Annotated in this window: 21 protein-coding genes; 6 read left to right on the plus strand and 15 right to left on the minus strand. The window is 62.7% G+C overall.

Annotated features, from left to right (window positions below; genetic code table 11):
• Positions 1 to 807, minus strand: coding sequence for an ABC transporter substrate-binding protein (locus HBJ59_RS24610; RefSeq protein WP_167665041.1), 807 nt, complete (start codon positions 805 to 807; stop codon positions 1 to 3).
• Between the two features lie 74 nt (positions 808 to 881).
• On the minus strand, positions 882 to 1550 hold the full coding sequence (locus HBJ59_RS24615) for a GntR family transcriptional regulator (RefSeq protein ID WP_167665042.1): 669 nt from the start codon (positions 1548 to 1550) through the stop codon (positions 882 to 884).
• A 292-nt stretch (positions 1551 to 1842) separates the two neighbouring features.
• On the opposite strand from HBJ59_RS24615, the gene HBJ59_RS24620 reads away from it, so the two are divergent.
• The 4 genes from HBJ59_RS24620 to HBJ59_RS24635 all read left to right on the plus strand — a co-directional run bounded on the left by HBJ59_RS24620 (position 1843) and on the right by HBJ59_RS24635 (position 4810).
• Positions 1843 to 2379 (plus strand): DUF3833 domain-containing protein, encoded by a 537-nt coding sequence (locus tag HBJ59_RS24620; protein WP_167665043.1) that lies wholly within the window; start codon positions 1843 to 1845, stop codon positions 2377 to 2379.
• Positions 2380 to 2396: 17 nt separating this feature from the next.
• Entirely contained in the window at positions 2397 to 2702 is a 306-nt protein-coding gene (locus HBJ59_RS24625) for a DUF6482 family protein (protein WP_167665044.1), read from the plus strand.
• On the plus strand, positions 2699 to 4240 hold the full coding sequence (locus HBJ59_RS24630; RefSeq protein WP_167665045.1) for a cryptochrome/photolyase family protein: 1542 nt from the start codon (positions 2699 to 2701) through the stop codon (positions 4238 to 4240). Before HBJ59_RS24625 ends, HBJ59_RS24630 begins: the two co-directional genes overlap by 4 nt.
• A gap of 105 nt (positions 4241 to 4345) precedes the next feature.
• Positions 4346 to 4810, plus strand: a complete 465-nt coding sequence (locus HBJ59_RS24635; protein ID WP_063031603.1) for a hypothetical protein — start codon at positions 4346 to 4348, stop codon at positions 4808 to 4810.
• A 159-nt stretch (positions 4811 to 4969) separates the two neighbouring features.
• On the opposite strand, the gene HBJ59_RS24640 is transcribed toward HBJ59_RS24635, so the two are convergent.
• Positions 4970 to 7075: a TonB-dependent receptor domain-containing protein gene (locus tag HBJ59_RS24640; protein WP_167665046.1), complete on the minus strand. Its 2106-nt coding sequence runs from the start codon at positions 7073 to 7075 to the stop codon at positions 4970 to 4972.
• Between the two features lie 433 nt (positions 7076 to 7508).
• Between HBJ59_RS24640 and HBJ59_RS24645 the strand changes: the two genes are divergently transcribed.
• A complete protein-coding gene (locus tag HBJ59_RS24645) occupies positions 7509 to 8696 on the plus strand; it encodes an acyl-CoA dehydrogenase family protein (RefSeq protein WP_076016017.1) in 1188 nt (395 codons plus the stop codon).
• Between the two features lie 8 nt (positions 8697 to 8704).
• Positions 8705 to 9793, plus strand: coding sequence for a sigma-54-dependent Fis family transcriptional regulator (locus HBJ59_RS24650; protein ID WP_167665047.1), 1089 nt, complete (start codon positions 8705 to 8707; stop codon positions 9791 to 9793).
• A 35-nt stretch (positions 9794 to 9828) separates the two neighbouring features.
• On the opposite strand, the gene HBJ59_RS24655 is transcribed toward HBJ59_RS24650, so the two are convergent.
• The 12 genes from HBJ59_RS24655 to HBJ59_RS24710 all read right to left on the minus strand — a co-directional run bounded on the left by HBJ59_RS24655 (position 9829) and on the right by HBJ59_RS24710 (position 25838).
• Positions 9829 to 11634 carry an ABC transporter ATP-binding protein gene (locus HBJ59_RS24655; protein ID WP_167665048.1) on the minus strand — a complete coding sequence of 602 codons (1806 nt, stop codon included), beginning with the start codon at positions 11632 to 11634 and terminating at the stop codon, positions 9829 to 9831.
• A 323-nt stretch (positions 11635 to 11957) separates the two neighbouring features.
• Complete coding sequence (locus tag HBJ59_RS24660) at positions 11958 to 12470, minus strand: GNAT family N-acetyltransferase (protein WP_167665049.1); 513 nt, start codon at positions 12468 to 12470, stop codon at positions 11958 to 11960.
• A complete protein-coding gene (locus HBJ59_RS24665) occupies positions 12467 to 13909 on the minus strand; it encodes an MFS transporter (RefSeq protein ID WP_076016012.1) in 1443 nt (480 codons plus the stop codon). Before HBJ59_RS24665 ends, HBJ59_RS24660 begins: the two co-directional genes overlap by 4 nt.
• A complete protein-coding gene (locus HBJ59_RS24670) occupies positions 13906 to 15114 on the minus strand; it encodes an acyl-CoA dehydrogenase family protein (RefSeq protein ID WP_167665050.1) in 1209 nt (402 codons plus the stop codon). The genes HBJ59_RS24665 and HBJ59_RS24670 overlap by 4 nt, the downstream gene beginning before the upstream one ends.
• A gap of 20 nt (positions 15115 to 15134) precedes the next feature.
• Positions 15135 to 16850 (minus strand): ABC transporter ATP-binding protein, encoded by a 1716-nt coding sequence (locus HBJ59_RS24675; protein WP_167665051.1) that lies wholly within the window; start codon positions 16848 to 16850, stop codon positions 15135 to 15137.
• Entirely contained in the window at positions 16847 to 17710 is an 864-nt protein-coding gene (locus HBJ59_RS24680) for an ABC transporter permease (RefSeq protein WP_076016009.1), read from the minus strand. Before HBJ59_RS24680 ends, HBJ59_RS24675 begins: the two co-directional genes overlap by 4 nt.
• Complete coding sequence (locus HBJ59_RS24685; protein ID WP_167665052.1) at positions 17707 to 18687, minus strand: ABC transporter permease; 981 nt, start codon at positions 18685 to 18687, stop codon at positions 17707 to 17709. The genes HBJ59_RS24680 and HBJ59_RS24685 overlap by 4 nt, the downstream gene beginning before the upstream one ends.
• Positions 18684 to 20345 carry an ABC transporter substrate-binding protein gene (locus tag HBJ59_RS24690; protein WP_167665053.1) on the minus strand — a complete coding sequence of 554 codons (1662 nt, stop codon included), beginning with the start codon at positions 20343 to 20345 and terminating at the stop codon, positions 18684 to 18686. The genes HBJ59_RS24685 and HBJ59_RS24690 overlap by 4 nt, the downstream gene beginning before the upstream one ends.
• A gap of 988 nt (positions 20346 to 21333) precedes the next feature.
• Positions 21334 to 21822, minus strand: coding sequence for a GNAT family N-acetyltransferase (locus tag HBJ59_RS24695; protein ID WP_076014574.1), 489 nt, complete (start codon positions 21820 to 21822; stop codon positions 21334 to 21336).
• A gap of 59 nt (positions 21823 to 21881) precedes the next feature.
• Complete coding sequence (locus tag HBJ59_RS24700; protein WP_167665054.1) at positions 21882 to 23282, minus strand: LLM class flavin-dependent oxidoreductase; 1401 nt, start codon at positions 23280 to 23282, stop codon at positions 21882 to 21884.
• Positions 23283 to 23319: 37 nt separating this feature from the next.
• Complete coding sequence (locus tag HBJ59_RS24705; RefSeq protein WP_167665055.1) at positions 23320 to 24978, minus strand: ABC transporter ATP-binding protein; 1659 nt, start codon at positions 24976 to 24978, stop codon at positions 23320 to 23322.
• Entirely contained in the window at positions 24975 to 25838 is an 864-nt protein-coding gene (locus HBJ59_RS24710; protein ID WP_063031624.1) for an ABC transporter permease, read from the minus strand. Before HBJ59_RS24710 ends, HBJ59_RS24705 begins: the two co-directional genes overlap by 4 nt.
• Between the last annotated feature and the right edge of the window lie 10 nt (positions 25839 to 25848).

The raw sequence follows: 25848 nt of genomic DNA on the forward strand, positions 1-25848 counted from the left end.
TCAGTCGAGTGTGTCGCTGCTGACATGCCACTTGTTCAACAACTGGACGTAGCTGCCGTCGCTGCGCATGTCGCTGACCACTTGCTGCACGGCGGCGCTGAGCTGCGGATCGTCCTTGCGAATGCCCAGGCCGGTGAGGATCCGGCTGAACGCCGGTACGCCTTCCTGGAACAGTTCCGGGGCCATCGCCGCGTAGTAGCCGGCGGTTTCCACGGTGGTGCCATAGGCGTCCACCTGGTTGATGCGCAAGGCCTGGAAGGCGTCGGTGTCGGTGTTGTAGACCACCAGTTTCATCGGTGGCTTGCCGGCCTTGGCCAGGTTGTCGTTCTGGGCGTCGAGCAAGGTCTTGATGGTGGAGCCGTTGAGCACCGCGACCTTGTGCCCGGACAGGTCATCCAGCGCCTGGATGCCCTTGGGGTTGCCCTTGGGCACCACCACCGACTGGCTGGAATACATGTAGTTGACGATATCGATCACTTGCCGCCGCTCGGGCTTGTCGAACAACTGGTCGACGATCATGTCGCACTGCTGGGCCAGCAGCGCCGGCACCAGCCCGGAGAACGGAATCACCCGCCATTGCACCTGCTTGCCTCCCAGGCGCTTGGCGATTTCCAGGCCCAGGTCGACGGTCAGTCCCCGGGGTTTCTGCGCTTCATCGAAGGACACCAGGGGCGGTGAATCCATCCCCGAGCAATACACCAGTTTGTCGACCTTTTGGAGGCGCTCCGGCACCTGGGGTGCAGCGATCGCCCATTGTGTGCAAAGGCCCAAGGATACGGCGACCAGCAAGGCGCGGCGTTTATACATGACCAGACACTCCAGTTCGTTGAACAACGGGGGCAGGACTCAAAGTCAAAACACGGGCGGGTTTGTACCCGCTTCTATTTTTCCGTTTGCAGGAACTGGATCAGCGCCGGCACGGTGCCTTCGATGTGCTCGCGCACCACGGCTTCGGCGCGGTCGGCGTCACCGGCACGAATCGCTTCGAGGATCACCGCATGCTCCTGGCGGGCGCTGAGGGGTTTGTCGCCGTGCTGCAGCCACAGGCGCATGGGCGCCTCCACCAGCGAGTACAGCGCCGAAATTTGCTTCATCAGGCGCGGGCGGCCGCTGAGGCTGCACAGGTATTCGTGAAAGGCGCGGTGGCGGCTGACCCACTCGGCGCTTTCGTCGCGGTAATCGTCCATCTCGTCCAGCAGCCGCTCCAGCGCGGCCAGTTGGCGCTCGCCAATCCGCCCGACCGCCACGCGCACGGCCAGGCCTTCGAGGGCGCTGCGCATCTCGAAGACTTCGTGCAATTCGTCGATGTCCAGCCCACTGACAATCGCCCCACGGTTAGGCCGCAGGGTCACCAGGCCTTGGGCGTCGAGGCGGCGGAAGGCTTCGCGCACCGGCATGCGGCTCATGCCGATCTCGCTGGCAATGTCCTCAGCGATCAACCGGTCACCCTTGCGGTAGCGGCCACTGCAAATCGCGTCCAGCAGGAAGGCGTAGGCCTCCTCCTCGGCGGTCAGCGGCTGGCGTTCTACATAAGCGGGAGCGAATTGCATCGGCAGCACCTTTTGAATTTTTGTATCCAATTATCCACGAATACAAAAAGGCAGTTTGCGTGCCAAGTTCGCACTTAGTGCTTCAAGTGATTGATTCAGGTGAAGTTGGTCAGCTGGATTAACCCGTACACGGCGCAATACCGCAGTAAAGTGCTACCAAAAGGTTCAAGGAGCGGCCCATAAATGGGCAGGCCGGTAGCCGGTAACATCCTGGTACCTTTCTAAATACCTGTACAAATTTATTATTTTGTACAAGTATCAGCAGTATCAAGCCCTCTCAGGGAGAACCGCAATGACCCGTCTACTGGTTTCGCTGGCCCTGGTGCTGGGCCTGAGCAGTTGTGGCAGCGTGGATGTAAAACACTATGCCGACCAGCAACCCCAACTGGACCTGGTGCGCTTCTTCAGCAAGCCCGTCAAGGCCTGGGGCATATTCGAGAAACGCTCGGGTGAAGTGGCCAAGCGTTTCGAGGTGAATATCGCCAGCCGCAGCGAGGGTAAAAACCTGATTCTCGACGAACGCTTTCTCTACAGCGACGGCACTCGCCAGCGGCGTGTCTGGACCCTGACCCCCGATGGCCCGAACCACTGGCGCGGCCGCGCCGACGACGTGGTCGGTGAAGCCAAGGGCGAAGTGGCCGGCAACGCGTTGCGCTGGCGTTACGTGCTGAGCCTGCCGGTTGACGGCTCCGTCTATGAAGTGAGCCTCGACGACTGGATGTACCTGATGGACGAAGACACGCTGATCAATCGCTCCAGCATGTCCAAGCTGGGCGTCGAAGTGGGCCAGGTGACGCTGTTCTTCCATCGCCAGTCTTCGCAACCCTGACCGGCAAGGAGTGAATCATGAACCTGCAAACCCTGACCCAATTGGCCACCCAAGGCGACGTGCGTGAAATGGAACTGCTCTCCCTGGAAGGCGGCTTCTATCTGGCGCGCGTCCGGCTGGACCACGGCCTCTTCACGTTGCTGGACGCGGCCTCAAAGCCCCTGCACTTTCGTTCCATCAACCACCTGCGTGATGTGTTGCAGTCAGTCCCGGCGTTCCCCTGCACCCTGGTGCATCAGTGCGTCCATGATGAAATGTGCGGCCGGCGTGAAGGGCCCATTGAGGCACTGCGAACGCCATTTTCCCTGGAAGCGCCCTGGTGACCAAGGCCGTCAGAAACCTTTGCCTGGTGCTGGGCGATCAGTTGTCGTTTGACCTGGCCTCACTGGACGGGCTGGACAGCCAGCACGATGCCGTCTTGATGGTCGAGGTGATGGAGGAAGCCAGCCATGTGCCCCACCATCCGCAAAAAATCGCGCTGGTCTTCAGCGCCATGCGCCACTTTGCCCAGGCGTTGCAGCAGCGTGGTATCCGGGTGCAGTACGTCGCCCTGGACGACCCGCAAAACACCGGCTCGATACCCGGCGAGCTAGGGCGCTGGCAATCGCTGATGCAGCCACAGGCACTGCACCTGACCGAATGCGGCGACTGGCGCCTGGAACAATCCCTGAAAGACTGCGGCTTGCCGATCCAGTGGCATGCCGACAGCCGTTTCCTGTGCAGCCGTGACGAGTTCGCTACGTGGGCCAGCGGCAAAAAACAGCTGCGCATGGAGTTCTTCTACCGGGAGATGCGCCGCAAGAGCGGGTTATTGCTCAACGGTGACGGCACGCCAGTCGGCGGCGCCTGGAACTTTGATGCAGACAACCGCAAGGCGCTGCCCAAGGGAACCAAGGCGCCCTACCCGGCGCGCTTCAGTTCAGACGCCATCACCCAGGACGTGCTGGCGCTGGTGGGTCAACACTTCAGCAGCCACTACGGCGACCTGGACACCTTCGATTACCCGGTAACCCACACCGATGCCCAGGCATTGTGGGACTACTTTCTGGATTACGGCCTGGCCGGGTTCGGCGACTACCAGGACGCCATGGCCAGCGACGAGCCCTTCCTGTTTCATGCCCGCATCAGCGCGGCGCTGAACATCGGCCTGCTGGACCTGCGCCAACTGTGCAGCGACGTGGAGGCCGCCTATTGGTCGGGCGGCATCGGGCTGAATGCCGCCGAAGGGTTTATCCGCCAACTGATTGGCTGGCGTGAATACGTACGCGGCGTGTACTGGCTGAAGATGCCGGACTACGCCGCCGGCAATGCATTCGGCAACAGCCGCCCGCTGCCGGAGTTCTACTGGACGGGCGAGACGCAAATGAACTGCATGCGCCAGGCGATCGGCCAAAGCCTGAAACATGCCTACGCCCATCACATCCAGCGGCTGATGGTCACCGGCAATTTCGCCCTGCTGGCCGGCATCGTGCCCAGCCAGATATGCGAGTGGTACCTGGCGATCTACATGGACGCTTTCGACTGGGTCGAGCTGCCCAACACCCTGGGCATGGTGATGCATGCGGATGGCGGCTACCTGGGTTCCAAACCTTATTGCGCGAGCGGCCAATACATAAAGCGCATGTCGGATTACTGCCGCGACTGTGCGTACAAAGTCACCGAAAGTACCGCTGACAATGCCTGCCCGTTCAATGCGCTTTACTGGCACTTCCTGATGCGCCACGGCGACCTGCTGCGGGGCAATCAGCGCATGGCCATGCTCTACAAGAACCTCGACCGGATGCCTGAATCCAAGCAGGACGCGCTGTGGGAACGGGGCCAGAGGCTGCTGGCGAAGCTGGATGCGGGTGAAACGCTGTGAAATTTTCCGGCCGCTGCGAATTGTTGTGAAGCCGACGATAAATGGCCAATTGCCCATGCTAACGTCGGCTTCGATGTCATCCAATTCATTGAGGGAGCAGCGCCGATGTCTACTACCGTAACACCCGCCGGTGGCGGACCGACCACTCAAAAAGCCTCGACGTCGGTATTTGACGACAAGTTGAATATTTCCAAATCGAGCAAGGTGATCGCCGATTACATGCGCCAGTCGGGCAAGTCGGCGATTACCAAGCAAGAGCTTTCACAGTTGGCCAGCAATGCCTCGGGCAAGGTGCCCGCCGATGTGAGCGCTGCGGCCCAGTACATGGAACGCCACCCCGACGTGTTCACCGCCATCGAAACCCATGACGTGGCGGGTGCCGATAACCTGTCCGGGGTGTGGAACTTCGACTGGGCGGCCAACGGTGGCCTGAACGGCACAGCGACCGATGCGATCGCCAAGATGCAGGACACCTTTGACTTTGCAATCGCCAAGTCGGCGTTGATCACCGAGATCAGCACCGGCAAAAAGGCCGAGCTGGATTCGACCAAGCAGCGGCCGCAGAACTGAATCTCCAGCCACTACAAAAATCCAGTGTGGGAGCTGGCTTGCCTGCGATGCGGGCACCTCGGTGCTTCAGGTACACCGAGGTGATGCCATCGCAGCCTCGCTAAGGCTCGACAGCTCCCACACTGGATTTGCTTTGCCTGTCAGGTCGTGGTGCTGCCATCAAAAGTGAAACGCAACCCCCGTGGTCACGTTGAACGCATCCCCTACATAGAAGTTGGCCGAGTCCTGGCCCTTGGCGTCGTACGCGGTGTTGGTGGCCGTGGCATAGCGCTTGTTGGTCAGGTTGCGCGCGTCGACGAACACTTCCCACTTCTTGCTCGGGGCCTCGTAGCCCACCTTGGCGCCCCACAACGTATAGGACGGCGCACTCAGGGAGTTGGCGAAATCCACGTAGTAGCTCGACGCCGCCCGGGCATTGAGCTGCGCGTAGAAACCGCTGCCCTGGCGATACTCCAGCTCCGCCTGGTAGACCTGACGCGGCAAGCCCGGCAACTGGTTGTCGCCGAACACCCCATCATTGCGGTAGTGGAAGTCGTTGAAGGTGTAGGCCTGGCGCAAGGTCACGGTGTCGCCATTGCCGCCGTCCCACAGTTGCGCATTCAAGCCGGCTTCAATGCCCTGGTGAATCGTTGCGCTGCCGTTGGAGGTAGCCACCAACTGGTCCTGGGTGGCGGTTGCCTGGCGCACCACAACCGACAACAGTTCTTTCTGCACCCACGACCGGTAGACCGTCAGGCTGCCGTCGAAAATGCCGTGGCCGCCGCGAATACCAAACTCCACGGTGTTGGCTTTTTGCGGGCGCACATCGCGGATGTAGGGTGTGCCGGTGCTGCCCAACTGCCAGGTAACGGGTGGATCCACCGAGCGGCTGACGTTGCCGAACACTTCGAATTCCGGGGTCAGCTGGTAGCGCAGGCCGATGCGCGGGGCGACGTCGGTCTCGTCGTATTCGACGCCACTGGGGAACGCGCTGGTATTGGTGCTGGTGCTGTATTCGATCTGCGCCTTGCGCTTGATATCAATCAGCGACAGCCCGGTGGACAGCCACGTACGGTCGTTCAGTTGCAGTTCGTTGCCAAGAGAAAACACCGTGTCCCGGGAGCCGGTGTAGTTGGTTTTCTGCTGGGTGATGCCGGTGGCCTTGCTGTGGGATTTCACATCGGCGAGGTACGCCAGGGTGTTGCTGAAGGTCACGCTGCTGTCGCTGCGCAGGCCGAAGAAGGTGTCGGCGGTGCGCAGGTAGCGCAGGGTCAGGTTGACGTCCTGGGAGCGCCATTCCTGGGGGGTTGGCGAGTAACGCCAGCCGTTGTCCAGCGGGTAGTCGTTGTAGCCCAGGCCGACTTCGAGCTTGGCATTGTCGTTGAAGGTGTAGGTGGTGGTGCTGCCCAGCAGGGTCGAGCCGTCCTTCTTGCGACCGATGGGCACGAGGTTGCTCGTAGGGTCGTGCTTGAGCTGGTATTTGGTCAGGGTATTGCCCTGGCTGAGGGTTTCTTCTTTATAGCGAATGTAGAAACGCGTCTCCAGTTGCGGGCTGAATACATGGCCGAAGTTGGCGACGATCCCCTGCCCCTTGTTCGGCGTGTTGTCCTGATAACCGTCGCGCTCGTTGTGCTGGATGCTGACGTAGTAGTCGTTGTCCCCCTCTACACCGCCGGTGCTCAGTTGCTGCTTGCGGTAGCCGAAGCTGCCGGCTTCGAAGCGTGCGTAATTGCCCGGATCGGTGCGGCCGGTCTTGCTCACGAAGTTGATCGCGCCGCCCAATGACAAGGCCGAATAACGGAAGGCGTTGGCGCCGTAGAGCACTTCGGTGTGGTCCACGGAGGCCATGTCCAGCATGTCTTCCTGGGTGCCGCCGGGGCCGGTCAACGGCAGGCCGTCGTAGAGGAATTTGATCCCCAGCACATAGCCTTGATAGAAGGTGTTGAGGCCCGAACCACGGATCGAAATCTTGTTGGCGCCCGAGCCGCTGGTGGCCTGGGCGAATACTCCCGGCTGCAACGCCAGCACGTCCTCGGCGTTCGCCGCCCGGCCCTGCTCGATCTTGCGGTTGTCGATCACCGCGGTTTTGCCGGGCACCTTGGCCAGCTGCTTTTCGGCCTTTTGCGCTTCGGTAGCCTCGGCGCCGGTGACCACCACCGTGGCCAGGGTCGGGTCGGTCTGGGCGGCAAAGGCCGCGCCGTGTATCAGCATCAACAGCACACCAAGGCTGGACGCGGTGGCCAGTGACTCAAAACGACGAGCGCGTGGTTCAAACAGTTGCCGCATGGATTAAATACTCCTGGGGTCTCTAATTAGTTGGAGCATCTATTTGTATAGTCGCGCTCTGAATCCAACTTTGCAGGGTTCGTGCCACGTCAAAACATCAATAAACACGGGACCACAACCGTATTTAATCGGCACAGGCGCAACACTTTGCTGGCGAAATGTTCGATTCCCAACAACCGTTAAAAAGACAAATTACTTATATGCTTAACCGATAAAAGCATAACCGGCGCCAGGCCACGCGGGCCTTGGCGCAACTGTCCGAATCCCAACACCTGCGCAACAAAAGTTGTGCTTTTGATAATAGTCGGCCCAGCCCGTAAACACGGAACCGCAAGTTTCCAGCGTGTTTTTACTTGGTATGGCTCTTGCTCTATCAACAGTTGAATAAACCCACTCAAACACGCTCGACTATTAAGCAACGAGGTATTCACGCGTGACGGTCAACTTACTCTGCACCCGCAGGACGCCGCTGGAGATTGCCCGTGACCTGGCGAGCGAATTCGCCCGCACCGCCGTCGACCGCGATGCCAGCGGCGGCACCCCCAAAGCCGAACGCGACAAGCTGCGCAGCAGCGGCCTGTTGTCCCTGAGCATTCCCGGGCAATTCGGCGGGCTGGATGCCAACTGGTCGGAAACCTTCGAAGTGGTGCGCGAATTCGCCCGGGTCGACAGCTCCATCGCCCACGTATTCGGCTTTCATCACCTGATGCTCGCCACCGTCCGGTTGTTCGCCACGCCCGCACAATGGCAAACCTGGTTCAGCCTGACGGCCAGCAACAACTGGTTCTGGGGCAACACCCTGAACCCCCTGGACACCCGCACGGTGGTCAAGCGCCACACGGGCTGGCGAGAATTCTCGGGGCAGAAGAACTTCTGCTCCGGCGCCAACGACTCGGAGATGCTGATCGCCTCGGCCATCGATGAAAGCGCCGGCGGCAAGTTGCTGATCGCAGCGATTCCCAGCGCCCGCAGCGGGATCATCCTGCACAACGACTGGAACAATATGGGCCAGCGCCAGACTGACAGCGGCAGCGTGACTTTCAAACGCGTACGCGTGGAAGAGTCCGACCTGCTGCTGGACCCGGGGCCGTTGAGCACGCCGTTCGCCTGCCTGCGCCCGCTGATTGCGCAACTGCATTTCGCGAATATCTTCCTCGGCATCGCCGAGGGCGCATTCGAAGAGGCGCGCCAATACACCCTGGAAGAAGCCCGCCCGTGGTTCCGCTCCAGCGCCAGCCACACCACCCAGGATCCCTACATCCTCAGCCACTACGGCGACTTCTGGGTGGCCCTGCAAAGCACCCGCCTGCTGGTGGAGCGCGCTGGTGAGGTATTGGACGCGGCATGGGCCAAGGGTTCCGCGCTGACCAGCGAGGAACGCGGCACAGCGGCGATTGCCATCGCCACCGCCAAAGTCGCCGCCAGCCGCAACGGCCTGGAGCTGTGTAGCAAGGTCTTCGAGGTCACCGGCGCACGGGCGACCAACGCCTCGGTGGCCCTCGACAGGCACTGGCGCAACTTGCGCACCCAGAGCCTGCATGACCCGCTGGACTACAAGCTTCATGAACTGGGCGAGTGGGCACTGAACGGTACCCCGCCCATCCCGACGTTTTATTCGTAGAGACTGCCATGCAACTGCTGACCCTACCGCCCTCGCCCGCCCTTGCCACCTCCATCCGCGCCACCGCGCAGGTGTTTGAAGACCCCCGGTCCAAAGCCTTGCTCAAGCATGTGCAACAAGTCGCGCCGAGCGAAGCCAGCGTACTGATCATCGGCGAAACCGGCACCGGCAAAGAGCTGGTGGCTCGGCATATCCACAACCTCAGTGGCCGCAAGGCACAGCCGTTCGTGGCGGTGAATTGCGGTGCGTTCTCCGAGTCTTTGGTGGAAGCCGAGTTGTTCGGCCACGAGAAAGGCGCATTCACCGGCGCCCTCAGCGCCAAGGCCGGCTGGTTTGAAGAAGCCAATGGCGGCACGCTGTTCCTCGATGAAATCGGCGACCTGCCGATGTCGATCCAGGTCAAGCTACTGCGGGTACTACAGGAACGTGAAGTGGTGCGCCTGGGTTCGCGCAAAAGTATTCCGATCAATGTGCGGGTACTGGCGGCGACCAACGTGCAGTTGGAAAAAGCCATCAACGCCGGGCATTTTCGCGAGGACCTGTTCTACCGCCTGAACGTGGTCAACCTGGAACTCAGCCCGCTGCGGGACCGCCCCGGCGATATCCTGCCGCTGGTGCAGTATTTCATCGACACCTACACCAGCCGCCTGGGGTACGGCGAGGTCATCCTGAGCAAGGACGCCGAGCAACGGCTGGCCACCTACAGTTGGCCGGGGAATATTCGCGAGCTGGAAAACGTCATCCACCACACCCTGCTGATCTGCCGTGACGGTGTGATCCAGGCCGATGACCTGCGCATGTCCAACCTGCGTATCGAACGCCAGGAAGACAGCACCACGGCCCATGACCTGCTCGACCTGGCCTTCCAGCGCCTGTTCGAAGAACAGATCGACAACCTCCACGAACAGGTCGAGCGCAGCCTGCTGACTGCCGCCTACCGGCTGTGCCACCACAACCAGGTGCACACCGCCGAGTTGCTGGGGCTGAGCCGCAACGTGACCCGCACCTTGCTGATCAACCTGGGTGAGCTGAAGGTCAACAAGCGCCGCCCGCTGGCCGGTGCCGAGGACGAGCGGGTGCTGCACCTGTCGATCTGACCTGCACTGCGCGGCGTACCCGGTACGCCGCCTGATCACAGCGCGACTTCATCCAGCGCATCGCTGAATTGGCGACTCCACAACCGCGCATATTGCCCGCCCTGACGCAGCAGCTGTTCGTGGCTGCCGTCCTCGATCACCCGGCCATTGTCGAACACCAGGATCCGGTCCAGATGGGCCACGGTGGACAGCCGATGCGCCACCACCAGCACGGTCTTGTCTTCCATGATTTCGTCGAGCTTGTCCTGGATAAAGCGCTCGGTGATCGAGTCCAGGCTGGAAGTGGCTTCGTCCATCACCAGGATCGGCGCGTTTTTCAGCAACACCCGGGCGATCGCAATGCGCTGGCGCTGGCCGCCGGACAACTTGACCCCACGCTCGCCCACCAGCGACTCGTAGCCGTGCTCCATGCTGTCGATAAACTCACTGGCGCCGGCGCGGTGGATCGCCTCGGCGACTTCATCCATCGAGGCATCCAGGCGGCCGTAATGGATGTTTTCGCGAATGCTGCGGTGGAACAGGCCGGGCTCCTGGGGAATCAGGCCGATCTGCTGGTGCAGTGAATGCTGGGTGACGTCGCGCACGTCCTTGCCGTCCACCAGCACCTGGCCTTGCTGCACGTCGTAAAGGCGCAGCAGCAAGCTCAGCAGCGTCGACTTGCCGGAACCCGAGGCGCCCACCAGGCCGACTTTCTGGCCGGCGGGAATCACGATATTCAGGTGCTCGAAAATCGGCCGGCCGGCGCTGTAGCTGAAGCCCACGTCGCGAAACTCGATATCCCCGCGCTTGACCTGTAGCGCCTTGGCACCGGGTTGGTCGATGACTTCATGGGGGCGAATCAAGGTGCGCACGCCATTAGCGATGTTGCCGGTAGCTTCGAAAAATTCGAGAAAGCGTCGCGACAGGTTTTCGACATCGCTGATGATCAACAACGAAAGGCTGGTGGACATGACAAACGCAGCAATGTCGATACGGTGACTGCGCCACAGGTAGAGCGCCAGCAACAACAGACCCAGCTTGAGCACCACGCCACAGCTGGCCTGGAACCAGCGAATTTTTTCCATGTACCCCAGGGATCGATAGGCAGCCGCCACCTCTTTGTCGAGGAAGGTGCCGAGGTAACTGTGCTCGAACGCATGGCGCGCAAACAGACGGATATTGGCCAGGTTGGAGACCGCATCCACCACCTTGCCGGTACTGGTGCTGCGCGCGGCCGAATACTGCTGGGCCAGAGGATGGCTGCGGCGCGCGAGCACGTAGCAGATGGTGATGAACGCCACCGACCAACCCGCCATGAACAACGCCAACAGTGGTGATGCGGTCCATAGCAAGGCCGTGGCCAGGCTCAGCGTCACCAGCAGCGGGATCAGGTCGAACAACAAGATGCTCAGGGTCTGATTCACCCCCAGGGTAATTTCCGCAACCCGATGCGCCAGAGCCCCGGCGAACTCATTGCTGATGAAACGATGGGAATGCTGTTGCAGATAAGCGAACACCACATGCGTCACCGTGCGCCGCTGCAACGGCAAGACATGGATATGACAGCCCGCAGAGGCACGGGTAAACAGTACCTGGCACACCAGTAGCGCGCTTAGCAGTGTCAGTGGCCATTGCAGCACTTCAAAGGCACGCTCCGCTTCCAGCCCGTTGCTGACCGTGCGGGTGATCTGCCCCAACCCCCAGGGCGTCAGGATCGAGCACACCACGGCGGCAATCTGCAGCAGCAGGATCGCCAGGTACCAACCTTTGAAATGACCGATGAAATGCCGCACAAAAGCCGCCGGCGTCGACGGCAAGTGTTGGACCTTCCAGGTGCGAAACAATGAAAAAGACGAGCTCATGGCCAATGACATTCCTGAATGACGCCTGTGGCCGCGCAGCTTTCAGGCAAAAATGGTGAGTGTGATCGTTCCCACGCTCTGCGTGGGAATGCATCCGGTGACGCTCTGCGTCACGATTTTAACAGCGGACGCAGAGCGTCCAGAGCGGCATTCCCACGCAGAGCGTGGGAACGATCTCAATAGGCAGCAACTGTGCCCCATGAAACAAACAAACATTCCCCTGTGGCGAGGGAGCTTGCTCCCGCTGGGGCGCGAAGCGGCTCTAAAAGATGGGCCTGCTGCGCAGGCCAGCGGGAGCAAGCTCCCTCGCCACAGGTTCAGCGTCACTTTTGGGATTGGTAGCGGATTTCCTCCAGCTCACGGCCGCCCCGGGTAAGGGTGCGGCTTGATTCGGGCTGCGCTATCCATCCTGCATTTTGGTAAAAGCGCACTGCCCGCCGGTTTTCAGCCAGCACCCACAACGTCGCCGTCTCCAGGCCCAGGCTTGCAAGATATTCCAGGCCCCTGAGCCAGAGCGCCCTGCCCACCCCGGTTCCCCAATGCTCGGCCAGCACATACAGCGCCTGCACTTCACCGGTTTCACCTGGATTGGCATCCTCATCACGGCTCGGGCTGACGACAATCCAGCCCACCACATGCCCATCGACCTGCGCGACAAATACGGCTTCGTTTCCCTGCTCAATCGACTGTCGCCAAAATGCTTCGCGCGTGGGCTGGGTCGCCTCCAGCGAAGTCAGGTAATCCCCAGGCATCAGCTCACGATAAGCCTGCTGCCAACTACGAATATGCACCCAGGCAATGTCACCTGCGTCATCGATACGTGCTGCACGAATCATCCAATACCCTCTGCGCGTTTTGCATAAATCGCCGAGCCCGCCTGCGGCGACAGCCTGCGATAAACCAGCCCCGATAATCCACACAGCAATCCGGCACCCGCCATGATCCAGGCGATATCGCTTTGTTCGACGATGGCATGCCCACGCACGGCCATGATCAAACCGAGCAACGCCGCTGCGATGCCCACCGACAAACTCAAGGTCAGTTGAATGGTCATCGCCGACAGGCTGCTGGCACGGCTGGATTGCTCCGGCGGCACGTCGGCATAGGTCAATGCCCCCAGGGTGCTGAATTGCAGCGAGCGAATGATCCCGCTGCCGAACAACACCAGTACCACAATCCAGTAAGGCGTTGACACCTCGAACAGGCTGCACGCCAGGATGGTTGCACCAGTGAGCACGGCATTGCTGATCAAGGTGCGGCGGAAGCCGAAGCGGCTGACAATCCGTACCGCCAGCATCTTCATCAGGAACGCGCCCACACCACCGGCCACGCTCAGCAGCCCGGCCTGCAACGGGTTAAGCCCGAAACACAGCTGAAACAGCAGCACCAGCAAAAACGGCTGTGACGCACTGCCGATGCGCATCAGGTTGCCGCCCCAGAAGCTCACGGCGAAGGTCGGTATTTTCAACAATGAAAAATCGATCAACGGGTGCGCCGTCCGCCGCGCATGCCGGACATACAGCCAGGCACTCAACAACCCTCCGCCAATCAGCAGCAACGCCCACTGGCGCGGCAACAGGCCGTGGCCGAGCACCTCGAAACCGAACACCAGCCCGCCCAGCGCCACACCGCTGAGCAACAGGCCGGGAACGTCCAGTGGCTGGCCGGGCGCCCCGGAATAATCCGGGATGTAGCGCAGCACCAGCATCACCCCGAGCACGCCGATCGGCAGGTTGATCAGGAAGATCCAGTGCCACGACAACACCGTCACCAGCAGCCCGCCCAACGGAGGCCCCAGCAGCGGCCCCACCAGCGCCGCCACCGTCAGGTACGACATGGCACGCAGCAGGTTTTCCCGCGCCGACCAGCGCAGCAGGATCACCTGCCCCACCGGCACCATCATGGCGCCCGCCGCGCCCTGGGCCAAACGCGCCAGGGACAACTGCAGCAACGAGCCCGAGCAGGCACAGGCCACCGACGCCAAAGTGAACAGCACGATCGCACTGATAAATACCCGACGCGGCCCGAACCGGTCGGCTGCCCAACCGCTCACCGGCACGAACAGCGCCACCGCCAGCAGGTACAGCGACACCACCAGGTTCATGCGCACGCTGGGCTCGCCGAAATCCTGGGCCATCTGCGGCAGCGCCGTGAGCACTGCCGTGGCGTCGATCAGTTCCATGAACAGCGCACAGCCGATGATCATCGGCACCCGGCGCGCGTGCCCGGTGCCCACCTCGCCCAAGGGGTGTGAAAGGTCGAGGGCTTTGTTCAAAACAGCCCCGAGGTCGGAGGCGGCGTGCCCTTGAGTTGCCAGGCGCCCACGGCCGCGGCTTTCCAGTGCCGGGGATTGTGGTTGGCCACGGTGCGCGCGTTGCGCCAGTGCCGGTCCAGGTTGTGGGCGCGGCCGGTGGTGGACGCGCCACCGACGTCGAACACCAACTCGGCGGCCTTGAGTGCCGATTCCGCCGCGATGTATTGCGCCTGGGCCACATCCACTGCCGCCTGGTCGACCGCCACCGCATCAAGATCCGCAGCCCAGGCATGGTCGATGGAGTCCGCCGCGTGCAGTACCACCGCTTCGGCGGTAAAGGCCCGGGCCGAGACGTCGCCCACACTCAGTTCTACATACGGATCATCCACCGAGCGCGTGGCGCTGCTGTGCTTGATCGGCCGTGCATGTTCCTTGGCAAAGCTCACCGCATCGTTCAGCGCATTGCGCGCAATACCGGCCTGCACCGCCGCGAGGAATACTTGCAGGAACGGCGTGACAATCGTGCGCTTGCCCTCTTCGACGGTGCGGGTGCGGATCTCGCTGGCCAACACTTGCACATCATGCAGATGGGTGGTGCCGCTGGCCGTCAGGCGCTGGCCCATGGCGTCGAAATCATCCAGCAACTCCAGGCCCTGGCGGTCGCGGGGCAGGATGAAGGAGACGGGCTGATCATTCTCGTCCAGGGCGACGGCGCTGACCCAATCGGCATACAACGAACCGGTGCTGTAGTACTTGCTGCCGGAAGCGCGAAAGTGCTCGCCGTCACGCACGATGCGCGCACTGATGGAACCGTTGGCGCCGCCAACTTCCCAACCGGCATTGCCGATCACTGCGCCTTGCAGGTAGCGCTCGAACCAACGCTCGCGCTCCTCTTCCGCCCCTTCGGCGCGGGACGCCAGCAAACCTTCGATAAACCCGAAACCGGGACGCAGGGCCTGGGCCACGTTGGAGTCGGCCGAAGCGATGCGAATCAGCAAGGCAATCACGTCCTTGACCGAACCACCGGCGCCGCCAAACCGCTTGGGAATCCGCACGGTAAACAACCCGGCCTTGGCGATCTGCGCCACGGCCTCATACGGCAGTTGGCGGTCGCGTTCGCGTTGCGCAGCGCCGGCGGCAATCTGCGGCAGGATGCGGTCGGCACGGGCGTTCAATTCGGCCACCGTCACAACCGGCGGCGTGGGTACAGCAGACAACTTGCTCATGGCACTTCCTTGATTCAGGTCTAGATGGCGATTTTCCACAGGCGCGATTCATCAAACAGCCAGCCGGGGTTTTCCGGCTCCAGGGCCGGCACCACCAGCTGCATACCGCTGCCGGGCAGGCGCGGCACGGCGCCCAACAGGCGTTGGGTGTATTCGTGTTGGGGGGATTCAAACAACGTCTCGACGCTGGCGCTTTCCACTACCTGGCCGTGGCGCATCACCAGCACCTCGTCGCTGACGTGGCGGATCACCCCGAGGTCGTGGGAAATAAACAGGTAGGCCAGGCCCAGCGAGGCTTGCAGGTCAGCCAGCAAATCCAGGACCTGGGCCTGCACCGACACGTCCAGCGCCGACACCGGCTCGTCACAGATAATCACCTTGGGGTTGCTGGCAATCGCCCGGGCAATTGCCACGCGCTGGCGCTGCCCGCCCGACAGTTGCAACGGTCGACGCTCGGCCAATTGCGGCGCCAGGCGTACCTGGTCGAGCAACTGTGTCACGCGGGCGGCCTGTTGTTCCGGGACGATCCCGGCGACGTCCAATGCATCACCGAGAATCTGCCCCACCGTCCAGCGCGGATCGAACGAACTCAGCGGGTCTTGGTAGATCACGCTGATGTCGCGGCGATGCAGGCGTCGGGTCTTCTCCTCGACCCGATGGGTGCCTGCCGCGACCCATGGCTGGTCGAGAAAACGCACCTCGCCTGCATCCGGTTGCAGCAGCCCGAGGGCGATGCGCGCCACCGTGGTTTTGCCCGAGCCGGATTCACCGACGATGCCCAACGTACGGCCGGCGCGCAGCTCGAAGCTGACGCCGTCCACTACCTGGCGTGACTGTTGATCGGGGCCGACATACCGTTTGCCCAGGCCGGAAGCCTTGAGTAACACCGGCGAATCCGCGCCCGGCCGTGGTTGCGCCACAGCGTTGCTGCGCTCCGGCGACAAGCGTGTGCCACGGGCATGTTCGGCGGGCACCGCATCCAGCAGCGAGCGTGTGTAGGCGTGGCGGGGATTGAGCAGCACCTGATCCATCGGGCCCTGCTCCACCACTTCACCGTGGCGCAGTACCAGCACCTCATCCGCCAATTGCGCAACCACCGCCAGGTCATGGCTGATGATCAGCAGCGAATCGCCACGGGCCTTGATCTGCTGCAACACTTGCAGGATCTGCGCCTGCACCGTGGCATCCAGCGCGGTGGTCGGCTCATCGGCGATCACCAGGCCAGGGTTCAGCGCGAGTGCACTGGCGATCAGCGCACGCTGGCGCAGGCCGCCGGAGAGTTGATCGGGACGCTGGCGGGCACGCAGTTGCGGTTCGGGTACGCCCACCAGGTCCAGCAGCTCGATGACCCGTTCGCCACGGCTGCGACGGTCGCCCCAGCGATGGGTCTCGAGCACCTCGAGAATCTCCTTGCCCACCGGCCGCAACGGGTCGAGGGACACCAGCGCGTCCTGCAATACAAAGCCGATGCCATTGCCACGCAAACGGCGCCAGCCACGCTCCGACAGACTGAGCAAATCCACGCCGTCATAACTCAAGGTGCGCGCCGTGACCTTGGCGCCCGCGCCGGCCAGGCCGATCAGGCTGCGGGCGGTGACGCTTTTGCCGGAACCGGACTCCCCCACCAACGCCAGGGTCTTGCCCGGCTCCAGGGTGAAAGACAAATTGCGTACGACAGACTGCCCGGCAAACTCGATGGACAGGCCTTCAACGATCAAGCGTTTCTGGTCGCTCATGAAAGACGGCCCTCCAGGCGTTGTTGCAGGTAACGGCCAGTGACCGTGGTCGACAGGGTGGTGAGTACGATGAACAGGCCGGGGAAGAACGTCAGCCACCAGGCGTTGGCGATAAAGTCGCGGCCCATGGACAACATGGTCCCCCACTCCGGCGCCGGCGGGCGGGCGCCCAACCCGAGAAAGCTCAGGGCCGAGGCCCAGACAATTGCCTGGCCCACGCCCATGGTCAGGGTCACGATCAGCGGACGCATGGCGTTCGGCAGCAACTGGCGCAGGATGATGCGCAGCGGCGGATGCCCAAGAGCCCGGGCGGCTTCGATGTAGCCCGCGTTACGCACCGCCAGCACCTGGCCACGGACCATGCGTGCGTAACCCGGCGCACTGCCAAGCCCGGTGGCGACGATCAGCGGGCCGATGCCGCTGCCGAAGATCGCCACGAACAGCAGCGCCAGGATCAGGCTCGGAAACGCAAACAGTACTTCCAGCAACCAACCCACGCCACGGTCCACCCGCGCGCCGCCAAGGCCCCCCAGCAGACCGAGAACGATGGCGATACTCATGGCAATCGCCGTGGCTGCCAGACCGATGAACAACGACTGCCGGGTGCCGTAGATCACCCGTGAAAAGATATCCCGCCCCGACTGATCGGTGCCGAACCAGTGGGCCAGGCTCGGCGAATGAAACGCATCGCGGGGCACGATGGCCAGCGGGTCGCTGTAGGCGAACAACTGCGGCACCAGTGCCGCGACGATCACCAGTAACAGAAAGGTAATCGCCAACAGCGGGCCGAGGCGCAGCGTGCGAGTGGTGCGCTGAATCCGCAGCGCGGGCAGCGGTGTTTCCAGGGTCAGGCCGCTCATGCTGGAAGCTCCTGTTGGCGAGGGTCGACCCACAGGTACAGCAGGTCGACCAGGATGTTGACGAGCACGTAACCGGCGGCGACCACCAGGCTGATGCCAATGGTCAGCGGTAGGTCCTGTGCCTGCACCGCCTGGTACAACTGGCGGCCGAGGCCCTTGCGGGAAAAGATCACTTCGATCACCACCGCGCCGCTGATCAGCGCGCCGATGGCCCAGCCCGACAGCGAGATGCCCGGCAATACGGCATGGCGCAACGCATGCTTGAAGCGCACGTTGAAGTCACTCAAGCCACGGGTGCGGGCGGTCAGGATGAAGGGTTGGTCGAGGGTCAGGTCCAGGGATTCGCGGGTGACCTGGGCGATAAACCCGGCCAGCGGAATCGCCAGGGCGAACGACGGCAACACCAGGGTGCGCCAGCCATCACTGCCCGCCGGCGGGAACAGCCGCAGGCCGAACGCAAACACCGCCAGCAACAGAATCCCCAGCCAGAAGTGCGGCAATGCGGCGGCCAGGGTTTCGGCGAGCGAGGCCAGGCTGGCAACCCAACGGCGGCGCCCGGCGGTCAGCACCGTCAGCGCCAACACCAGAACCCAGGCCAGCGCGAGAGAGGTCAGGGTCAGTTCCAGGGTCGGCCAGGATTGCTCCGCGAGGACGCGGGTTACCGGCAGATGCTGGGAATAGGAAACCCCCAAATCACCCTGCACCAACCGCCCGAGGTACAGCGCGTATTGCACCGCCAAAGGCTTGTCGAGGCCGTATTCGCGGGTGGCTTCAGCGATGGTTTCAGCAGTGGGGTTGCCACTCGGGCCGCCGAGGATCGCCAGCACCGGATCGCCGGGCATCAGGCGCAAGGCAAAGAAAGTCAGCGTGGCCACCGCCCAGAGCACCAGCACGCCGCCGGCAAGGCGCCACAGCGCACGTTTGCCGAGCCGGGCCAGGCGCTCGTGGCGAGGGTTGGCAAGTGATGGACTGCTCATTTGTTCACCCATGCGTCATAGAGATACGTCACCGCCAGCGACGGCTCCAGCCGCACGCCCTGGGTGGTCTTGTAGATACCCAGCCGCGTGCTTTGCGGGTAGGTGGTCAGTTGCAGGTACTGGCTGGAAGCGATTTTCTGCGCCTGGTAATACAAGGCCCGGCGCTGCTCGCTGTCCTGGGTGGTGAGGGCCTGCTGGATCAACGTGTCGAAGGCTGGATCACTGAAGCCTGCGGTGTTCTGGTGGTAACCCCCGACGCCTGCCGGACGGATGAACTCGCTGCCAAAGATGATCCGCAGCACGTCGGCGGTGTTGGTGTTCCAGTAGCCGAGGCGAATGTCGTAGTCCCAGTCGGCCTGGCGTTTGGTGGCCTGCACGTCACTCATCTGGTCGACGACCAGCTCGAAGCCGACCTGCCGGGTGGTAGCCTGCACCTGCTCCCACAAGGTGTATTCCGACGGTGGCGTGCGGTTGCCCATCACCACGTGGACTTGCAGGCGCTTGCCGTCCTTGATGCGGTAGCCCTCGCTGTCGCGCTGGGTCCAGCCGGCCTGGTCGAGCAACTGCGCGGCACGGGCCGGGTCGTAATCCTGGGCGTGCTGGAACTCCGGGCTGTAGAAGCGCGTGGCCGGGCTCAACGGCCCACCGGCGCGGGGGAACTCATTGAAGTACACGCTCTTCAACGCGCCCTCAATGTCGGAGCTGCGCACGAAGGCTTCGCGCACCCGCACGTCATCGAACGGCGCACGGGTGATGTTCAGCGTGCCGTTGGTGGGGTTGCCGGGGCGTTGGGCGATCACCAGGGTCAGGTCCGGATTGCGCCGGGCGGCCTCGTGGGATTCGGGCGGCAGCGCTTCGATCACGTCGACCTCACCGGCCTGCAACGAGGCGAAGCGTACGGACGGTTCCTGGATGAACTTCCAGACGATCCGGTCGAGCCAGGCCGGGCCTTGGTGTTTGGCGGTGGGTGGGGCCCAGTTGTAGTCGGGGTTGCGCACCAGTTCGACCTGGCTTTGGCGGTCCCAGCGCACGACCTTGAACGGGCCGCTGCCGACCGGGCTTTCGCAGTTCACGTCGCGGGAGCGCAGCAGTGCGGTGGGGGACTCGATGCCGAGGAAGCCTTGGGCCAACACTTCCAGGAACGCGGCGTAAGGCGTGGCCAGGTGCACCACTGCGGTGTATTCGTCGAGCACGTCGGTGCTGCGGTATTGGCGGATGTAGCCGCCTGCGGTGCTGGATTGGGTCTTGGGGTTGGCCATGTGGTCGAGGTTGGCCTTGACGGCGGCGGCGTTGAACGGAGTGCCGTCGGTGAAGTGCACGTCGTTGCGCAGGTGGAAGGTGTAGGTCAGGCCATCGGGGGATACTTCCCAGGTCTTGGCGAGCCAGGGGCCGATGCGGCCGTCGGTGTCCATTGAGACCAGGGAGTCGAGGTATTGCTGGGCGACGAACACCTGGGGCATGTCGCCGGCCACGTGGGGGTCGAGGCAGGTGGGTTCGCGGTCGGTGGCGTAGACCAGGGTGCCGCCCTTTACTGGTTGGTCACTGCGGGTGACGGTGGAGCTGCTTTGGCCGCATCCGAGCAGCAGGCTGCAGAGTGTGGCGGTGCCGATGAGCAGCAACGGGCTGGATCGTCGCGGGTAAGGGGCGGGTTCTTGCATGATTGGAGAGGCCTGAAGTCCGGGAACTGGGTCATTGCACAAGGCATGCCGGGTTTTTGGGGCCCTAAACAGGGGACATTGGGGGTTTAGGTGATGGCTGAAAACGACAATGTGTGCGGCAACTGTTGGCCAGGCAACATCTGGCCTTGGGGGGAGTACATATCCGTTGCTGCGGTAACGGCCGCTATTGGTTCCGCTCTTACAGCGGCTCACTTTTGAACAGCGCAAAAGTAAGCAAAACGCTCTTGCCCCACCACTCGGCACCTCGCCTAGGCTCGGTGTGCCCTCACTCCGGCTTTGGACCGTGGGCCGCCGTCATGGGCCATCCCTGGCCCAGGACGGCTAACCTGGCGTCCTGCCAGGTTACCCACGCTCCAAAGCCTGCGTTCGGCCAGCGTGGTTTAACGGGGCGCCTAAGATCAAGATCAAAAGCAAGAGCACAGCGGCCTACCGGCCGGCTTGAGTGTGGTGAAGCAACAGCAAGATCAGAAGCCAAAGCGGGCACGGTCCAAATGTGGGAGCGGGCTTGCTCGCGAAGGTGGTTAACGATGACGGGGGCATCCTGATTCAACGCGGCGGTCTCAGGTTTTTCGCGAGCAAGCCCGCTCCCACAGAAAAGCAGCTCTGCATTCGCTCTGGCTTTTGATCTGGCTTCTAACACTCAAGCCGGCCGGTAGGCCGCTGTGCTCTGCTTTTGATCTGCTTTTGATCTTGATCTGCGGGCCCCGTTAACCACGATGGCCGCAAGTAGGCACGGTGGAGCGGGTAAATCGGCAGGGAAGCCGATTTAGCCGCGCCGGGCCATGGATGGCCCGTCGCGGCGGCCTGCGGAGCCGGGCCGGAGTGCGGGCATGCCGAGCCTAGGCGAGGCACCGAGTGGTGGGGCAAAGACCTTTTGGTTACTTTTGGGGCGTTTGCCAAAAGTGACCCGCTGTAAGAGCGGAACCATAGGTAGCCGTTACCGCAGCAACGGATATGTACTCAAACCTCATTCCACAGAACCCACCAAAGGCACCCGATATCGCACCAACGGCAACGGCTCATCATGTTCCACCACGGTCTTTTCAGTCTGCGGTTCAGCCACAAACCCAAGCGCCTGGTAGAAACCCAGAGCGCGCCGATTCCCCTGCACCACCCAAACGGTCGCACTGATGAAACCGGCTTCGATCAACTGCTCCCGAACCCGCCCCCAAAGCTGCGTGCCAATCCCCTGCCCCCAAATGCCGGGCAACAGATTGAGCGCCCGCAATTCCCCGGTAATCGACGATGCATCCACATCCCGACTGCTACCAAACGACGCCCACGCCACAAGCTCCCCGTCCAACTCCACCACCCACACCGACGACGTGCTACCGGCTATGGCCTGGGCCAGAAACGCCGTGCGCTGCGACACACCGCTGTTCAGGTCAGCAAGAAAACGCTCGGACAAAATCTCCCGGTACGCAGCCTGCCAGGTCTGCAAATGAATGTGCGCCAACCGCGGCGCATCCTCCACCCTGGCAGCCCTGAAATACAGAACCCCCTCAGGCACACCACTCACGCAGGAAACCGCAACGGCAACGCCGGCTTAAGCAACGCCGTCGGATCCCGATAACGCGCGCCAAAATGATCACTCGGCAACCGCGCCCGCCCAGCCCCAAACAACCGCTCCCGCAGCGTCTCCCCCTCGTTGTACCGCTCACGAAACCGCCCACGACGACGCAACTCCGGCACCACCAATTCAATAAAATCCCGCGCCGTTTCGAACGACAGATACTGCCTCAGGTTAATCCCGTCGATCCCATCCTCATCCAGCCATTTCTCAATCGCATCCGCCACCACCGTAGGTGTACCGGCAACGAAAAACCGCTCACGGTTGAAGCCGCCAAGCTGGGCCAACACCGCGCCCACCGTGGAATCCAACCTATACCGGCTCAAGCTCTCCCACCCCTTGACCTGCCGACTTACCAGATCACTGATCAAGGTATCCCGCGGATACGCCGTCAAATCGATCGCCGACTGCCCGTGAGCCAACGACGCCTCAACACTCACCAGCTTGCGATAACCGTCGAGCTTGGCACTGACCTCCTCATCGGTACGCCCAACGATCACCCCAGCCATCACAATAAACTTCAACCCCGTCGGATCGCGATCATGCTCAACCGCCTTCTGCCGCATCGCCTGGATATTCGCACGCACCGCCGGCGCATCATTGCCCCCGGTAAACACCACTTCAGCATGCCGCCCGGCAAACTCGATGCCCGCCGGCGACCCGGTGGCCTGGAACAACACCGGCGTACGTTGCCGCGAAGGCTGGCACAGGTGCGGGCCGGCGACCTTGAAGTGCTCGCCCACGTGATTGATGTAGCGCACCTTGTCCGGGTCGGTGTAGATCCGGCGCTCGCGGTCGACAATCACCGCGTCGTCGTCCCAGGATCCCTCCCAAAGTTTGTACAACACGTCCAGATATTCGTCGGCGATTTCGTAACGGTGATCGTGGACCACCTCAGTGTCGTGCCCGAAGTTGCGCGCCGCATTCGGCAAGTACGAGGTGACGATGTTCCAGCCCACCCGGCCCTTGGTCAGGTGATCGAGGGTGCTCATGCGGCGGGCGAAGGCGAACGGCGGTTCGTAAGTGGTGGAAAAAGTCGCGCCAAAACCGAGGTTTTTAGTCACCCCCGCCATCGCCGGAATCACCAGCAGCGGGTCGTTGCTGGGGATCTGCATGCCTTCACGCAACGAGGTTTCAGGGCCATCGCGAAAACGGTCGTAGGTGCCGATCACATCGGCCAGGAACACACCGTCAAAAGTGCCGTATTCCAGCAACTGCGCCAGCTCGGTCCAGTAGTCGAGGTCGTTGAAGCGGTGCCGGTTGTTGTCCGGGTGCACCCACAAACCATGAACGATGTGACTGACGCAGTTCATCTCAAACAAATTCACGTGCAGTTGCTTGGGCACCTGGAGCACTCCTTTCGTAGATACGTTTTCCAATACGTCAGATCGCTACGTTCAGGTAGAACGGGACTGGCGTGTAGTCGGTTTCAAGGGTCGGGATCGCGTCGATCAGCGCGCGGGTATAGGCATGGGCCGGGCGGTCGAACACGGCGCGTACCGAGCCGGACTCCACCACTTCGCCGGCCTTCATCACCAGCACGCGCTCGCTGACGTGGTTGATCACCCCCAGGTCGTGGGAGATGAACAGGCAGGCCAGGCCAAGGCGGCGCTTGAGGTCGTCGAGCAGCTCCAGAATCTGTGCCTGTACCGACACGTCCAGCGCCGAGACCGGTTCATCGCAGATAAGGATTTGTGGCTCGGAAGCCAACGCCCGGGCAATCGCAATGCGCTGGCGTTGGCCGCCGGAGAGTTCGATGGGCCGGCGGGACAAGGCGCTGGCATCGAGGCGCACCAGTTCCAGCAGTTCCAAGGCACGGTCGCGTCGTATGTGACGAGGAACGCCGGCCACCACCAGCGCTTCGAACAGTACACGCTGCACGGTGTAGCGCGGGTCGAAGGAGCTGAGGGGGTCCTGGAACACCACTTGCACCACACGCCGGGCTTCGCGTTTTTGCCGGGTGTCGAGGTCGGACCAGCGCTGGCCCTTGATCCATACCTCGCCGGCATCGGCGGTTTCCAGGCCAAGTATCAGGCGGGTCAAGGTGGTCTTGCCGCAGCCCGATTCACCCACTACCCCCAGGGTTTCGCCGCGGCGCAGCTGCAACGACACCTGGTTCAGCACCGTGCGGGTTTTGCCGTCGGGGCCGACAAAGGTTTTGGAGAGATCACGCGCTTCGAGCAGCACCTCGCCTTCGGGAGCAGGCTCCAGTTCAACTGCCGTAAGCAACCGGCGTGTGGGCTGGAAGTGCACGGCCTTGGCCGCCCGCAGCAGCAGTTGCGTATACGGATGACGCGGGTCTTGCAGGACCTGCTCGGTGCTGCCCTCCTCCACGATCACCCCGTGGCGCATCACCGCCACGCGGTCCGCCAGGCGCGAGACCACCGACAGGTCATGGCTGACCATCAGCAGCGCATTATCTTCACCCCGCAGGCTTTCCAGCAGCGCGATGACCTGGGCCTGCACCGTTGCATCCAGTGCCGTGGTCGGCTCATCGGCAATGATCAGCCGTGGATTGCAGGCAATGGCGGAGGCGATCAGCGCACGCTGGCGCAAACCGCCGGAGAGCTGCCACGGGTATTGGCTCGCGCGCAGTTCCGGTTCCGGCACGCCGACATCCCGCAGCAGTTCCAGCACCCGCAAGCGGCGGGCTTCCAGGCCCAATGCGGTGTGCAGGTGCAACGGTTCTTCAATCTCGGCACCGACGCGGCGCAGCGGGTCCAGCGCGCCGAGTGCGTCCTGCATCACAAAGCCGATGCTTGCGCCGCGCAGTTGCTGCCAGGCCCGCTCATTGAGCTGGCGCAGGTCGACGCCCTGGAAGGCCAGCTTGGCGGAATGGACATGGGCGTCCTTGCCGGTGAGGCCGGCCAGGGTGCGGGCGGTGACACTTTTGCCGGAGCCCGATTCCCCCACCAGCGCCAGGCATTCACCGCGATGCAACTGCAGACTGACGCCGTGCAACACCGGCTCGGCCTGGCCGAAACGCACTGTCAGGTCGCGGATATCGACCAGCGGGCCGAGGGTATGGATGTTCATCGTCATAGGGGCTTTCCTTCGCTGCGGCGCAAGAGTTCGCGGCCGATGGCACTGATGGAGACAACGGTCAGGGTGATGATCAGGGCGGGCCAGGCCACCAGCCACGGCGCGTTGGCCAGGAAGCTGCGCCCGATGGACATCATCCCGCCCCACTCCGGCGCCGGCGGCGGTGCGCCAAAGCCGAGGAAGCTCAAGGCGGCGCCAGCGGTGATCGCGCCACCGACGCCGATAGTGGCGAGGATCAGCACTGGCTTGAACGCATTCGGCAGGATGTGCCGCAGCACCACCGCCAGATGGGATTGGCCGAGGGTGACAGCGGATTCGACGTAGCCGGCGTTGCGCACATTGAGAGTTTGCGCCCGCACCAGCCGCGCATAACGCGGCACGCCGGCGATGCCTATGGCGAGAATCAGGTTGGCCGTGCCCTGGCCGAAAAAAGTGATGATCACCAGCGCCAACAACAGGTCGGGAAACGACAGCAACACGTCGATACCGCGCATCAAGGCGCCATCCAGCCAACGCGGACCGAGCCCGGCGATCAACCCGAGCAAGGTGCCCCAGGCCAGTCCCAGCGCCGTAGCGGCGATGCCCATGAACAGCGACGAGCGCACGCCATAAATCAACCGGCTGAGCACGTCGCGCCCGTTCTCATCGGTGCCCAGCCAATACACGTTGCTCGGCGCCTGGAACGCCAGGCGCGCCGACGCTTCCAGCGGGTCATAGGGCGCCAGCCATTGCGGAACAACGGCGGCCAACAGCAGCAGGGCAACAAACACCCCGGCGAGCAATAGGCCCGGCCGCAGCCGGGTCAGCCCGGCAAGACGCAACGGGCGAATGCCGCTCAACGTTTCAATGGTTTGCGTCATGCCAGGCTCC

This window comes from Pseudomonas sp. AN3A02 (genome assembly GCF_011765255.1).
In the GTDB taxonomy this organism is placed as follows: Bacteria; Pseudomonadota; Gammaproteobacteria; order Pseudomonadales; family Pseudomonadaceae; genus Aquipseudomonas.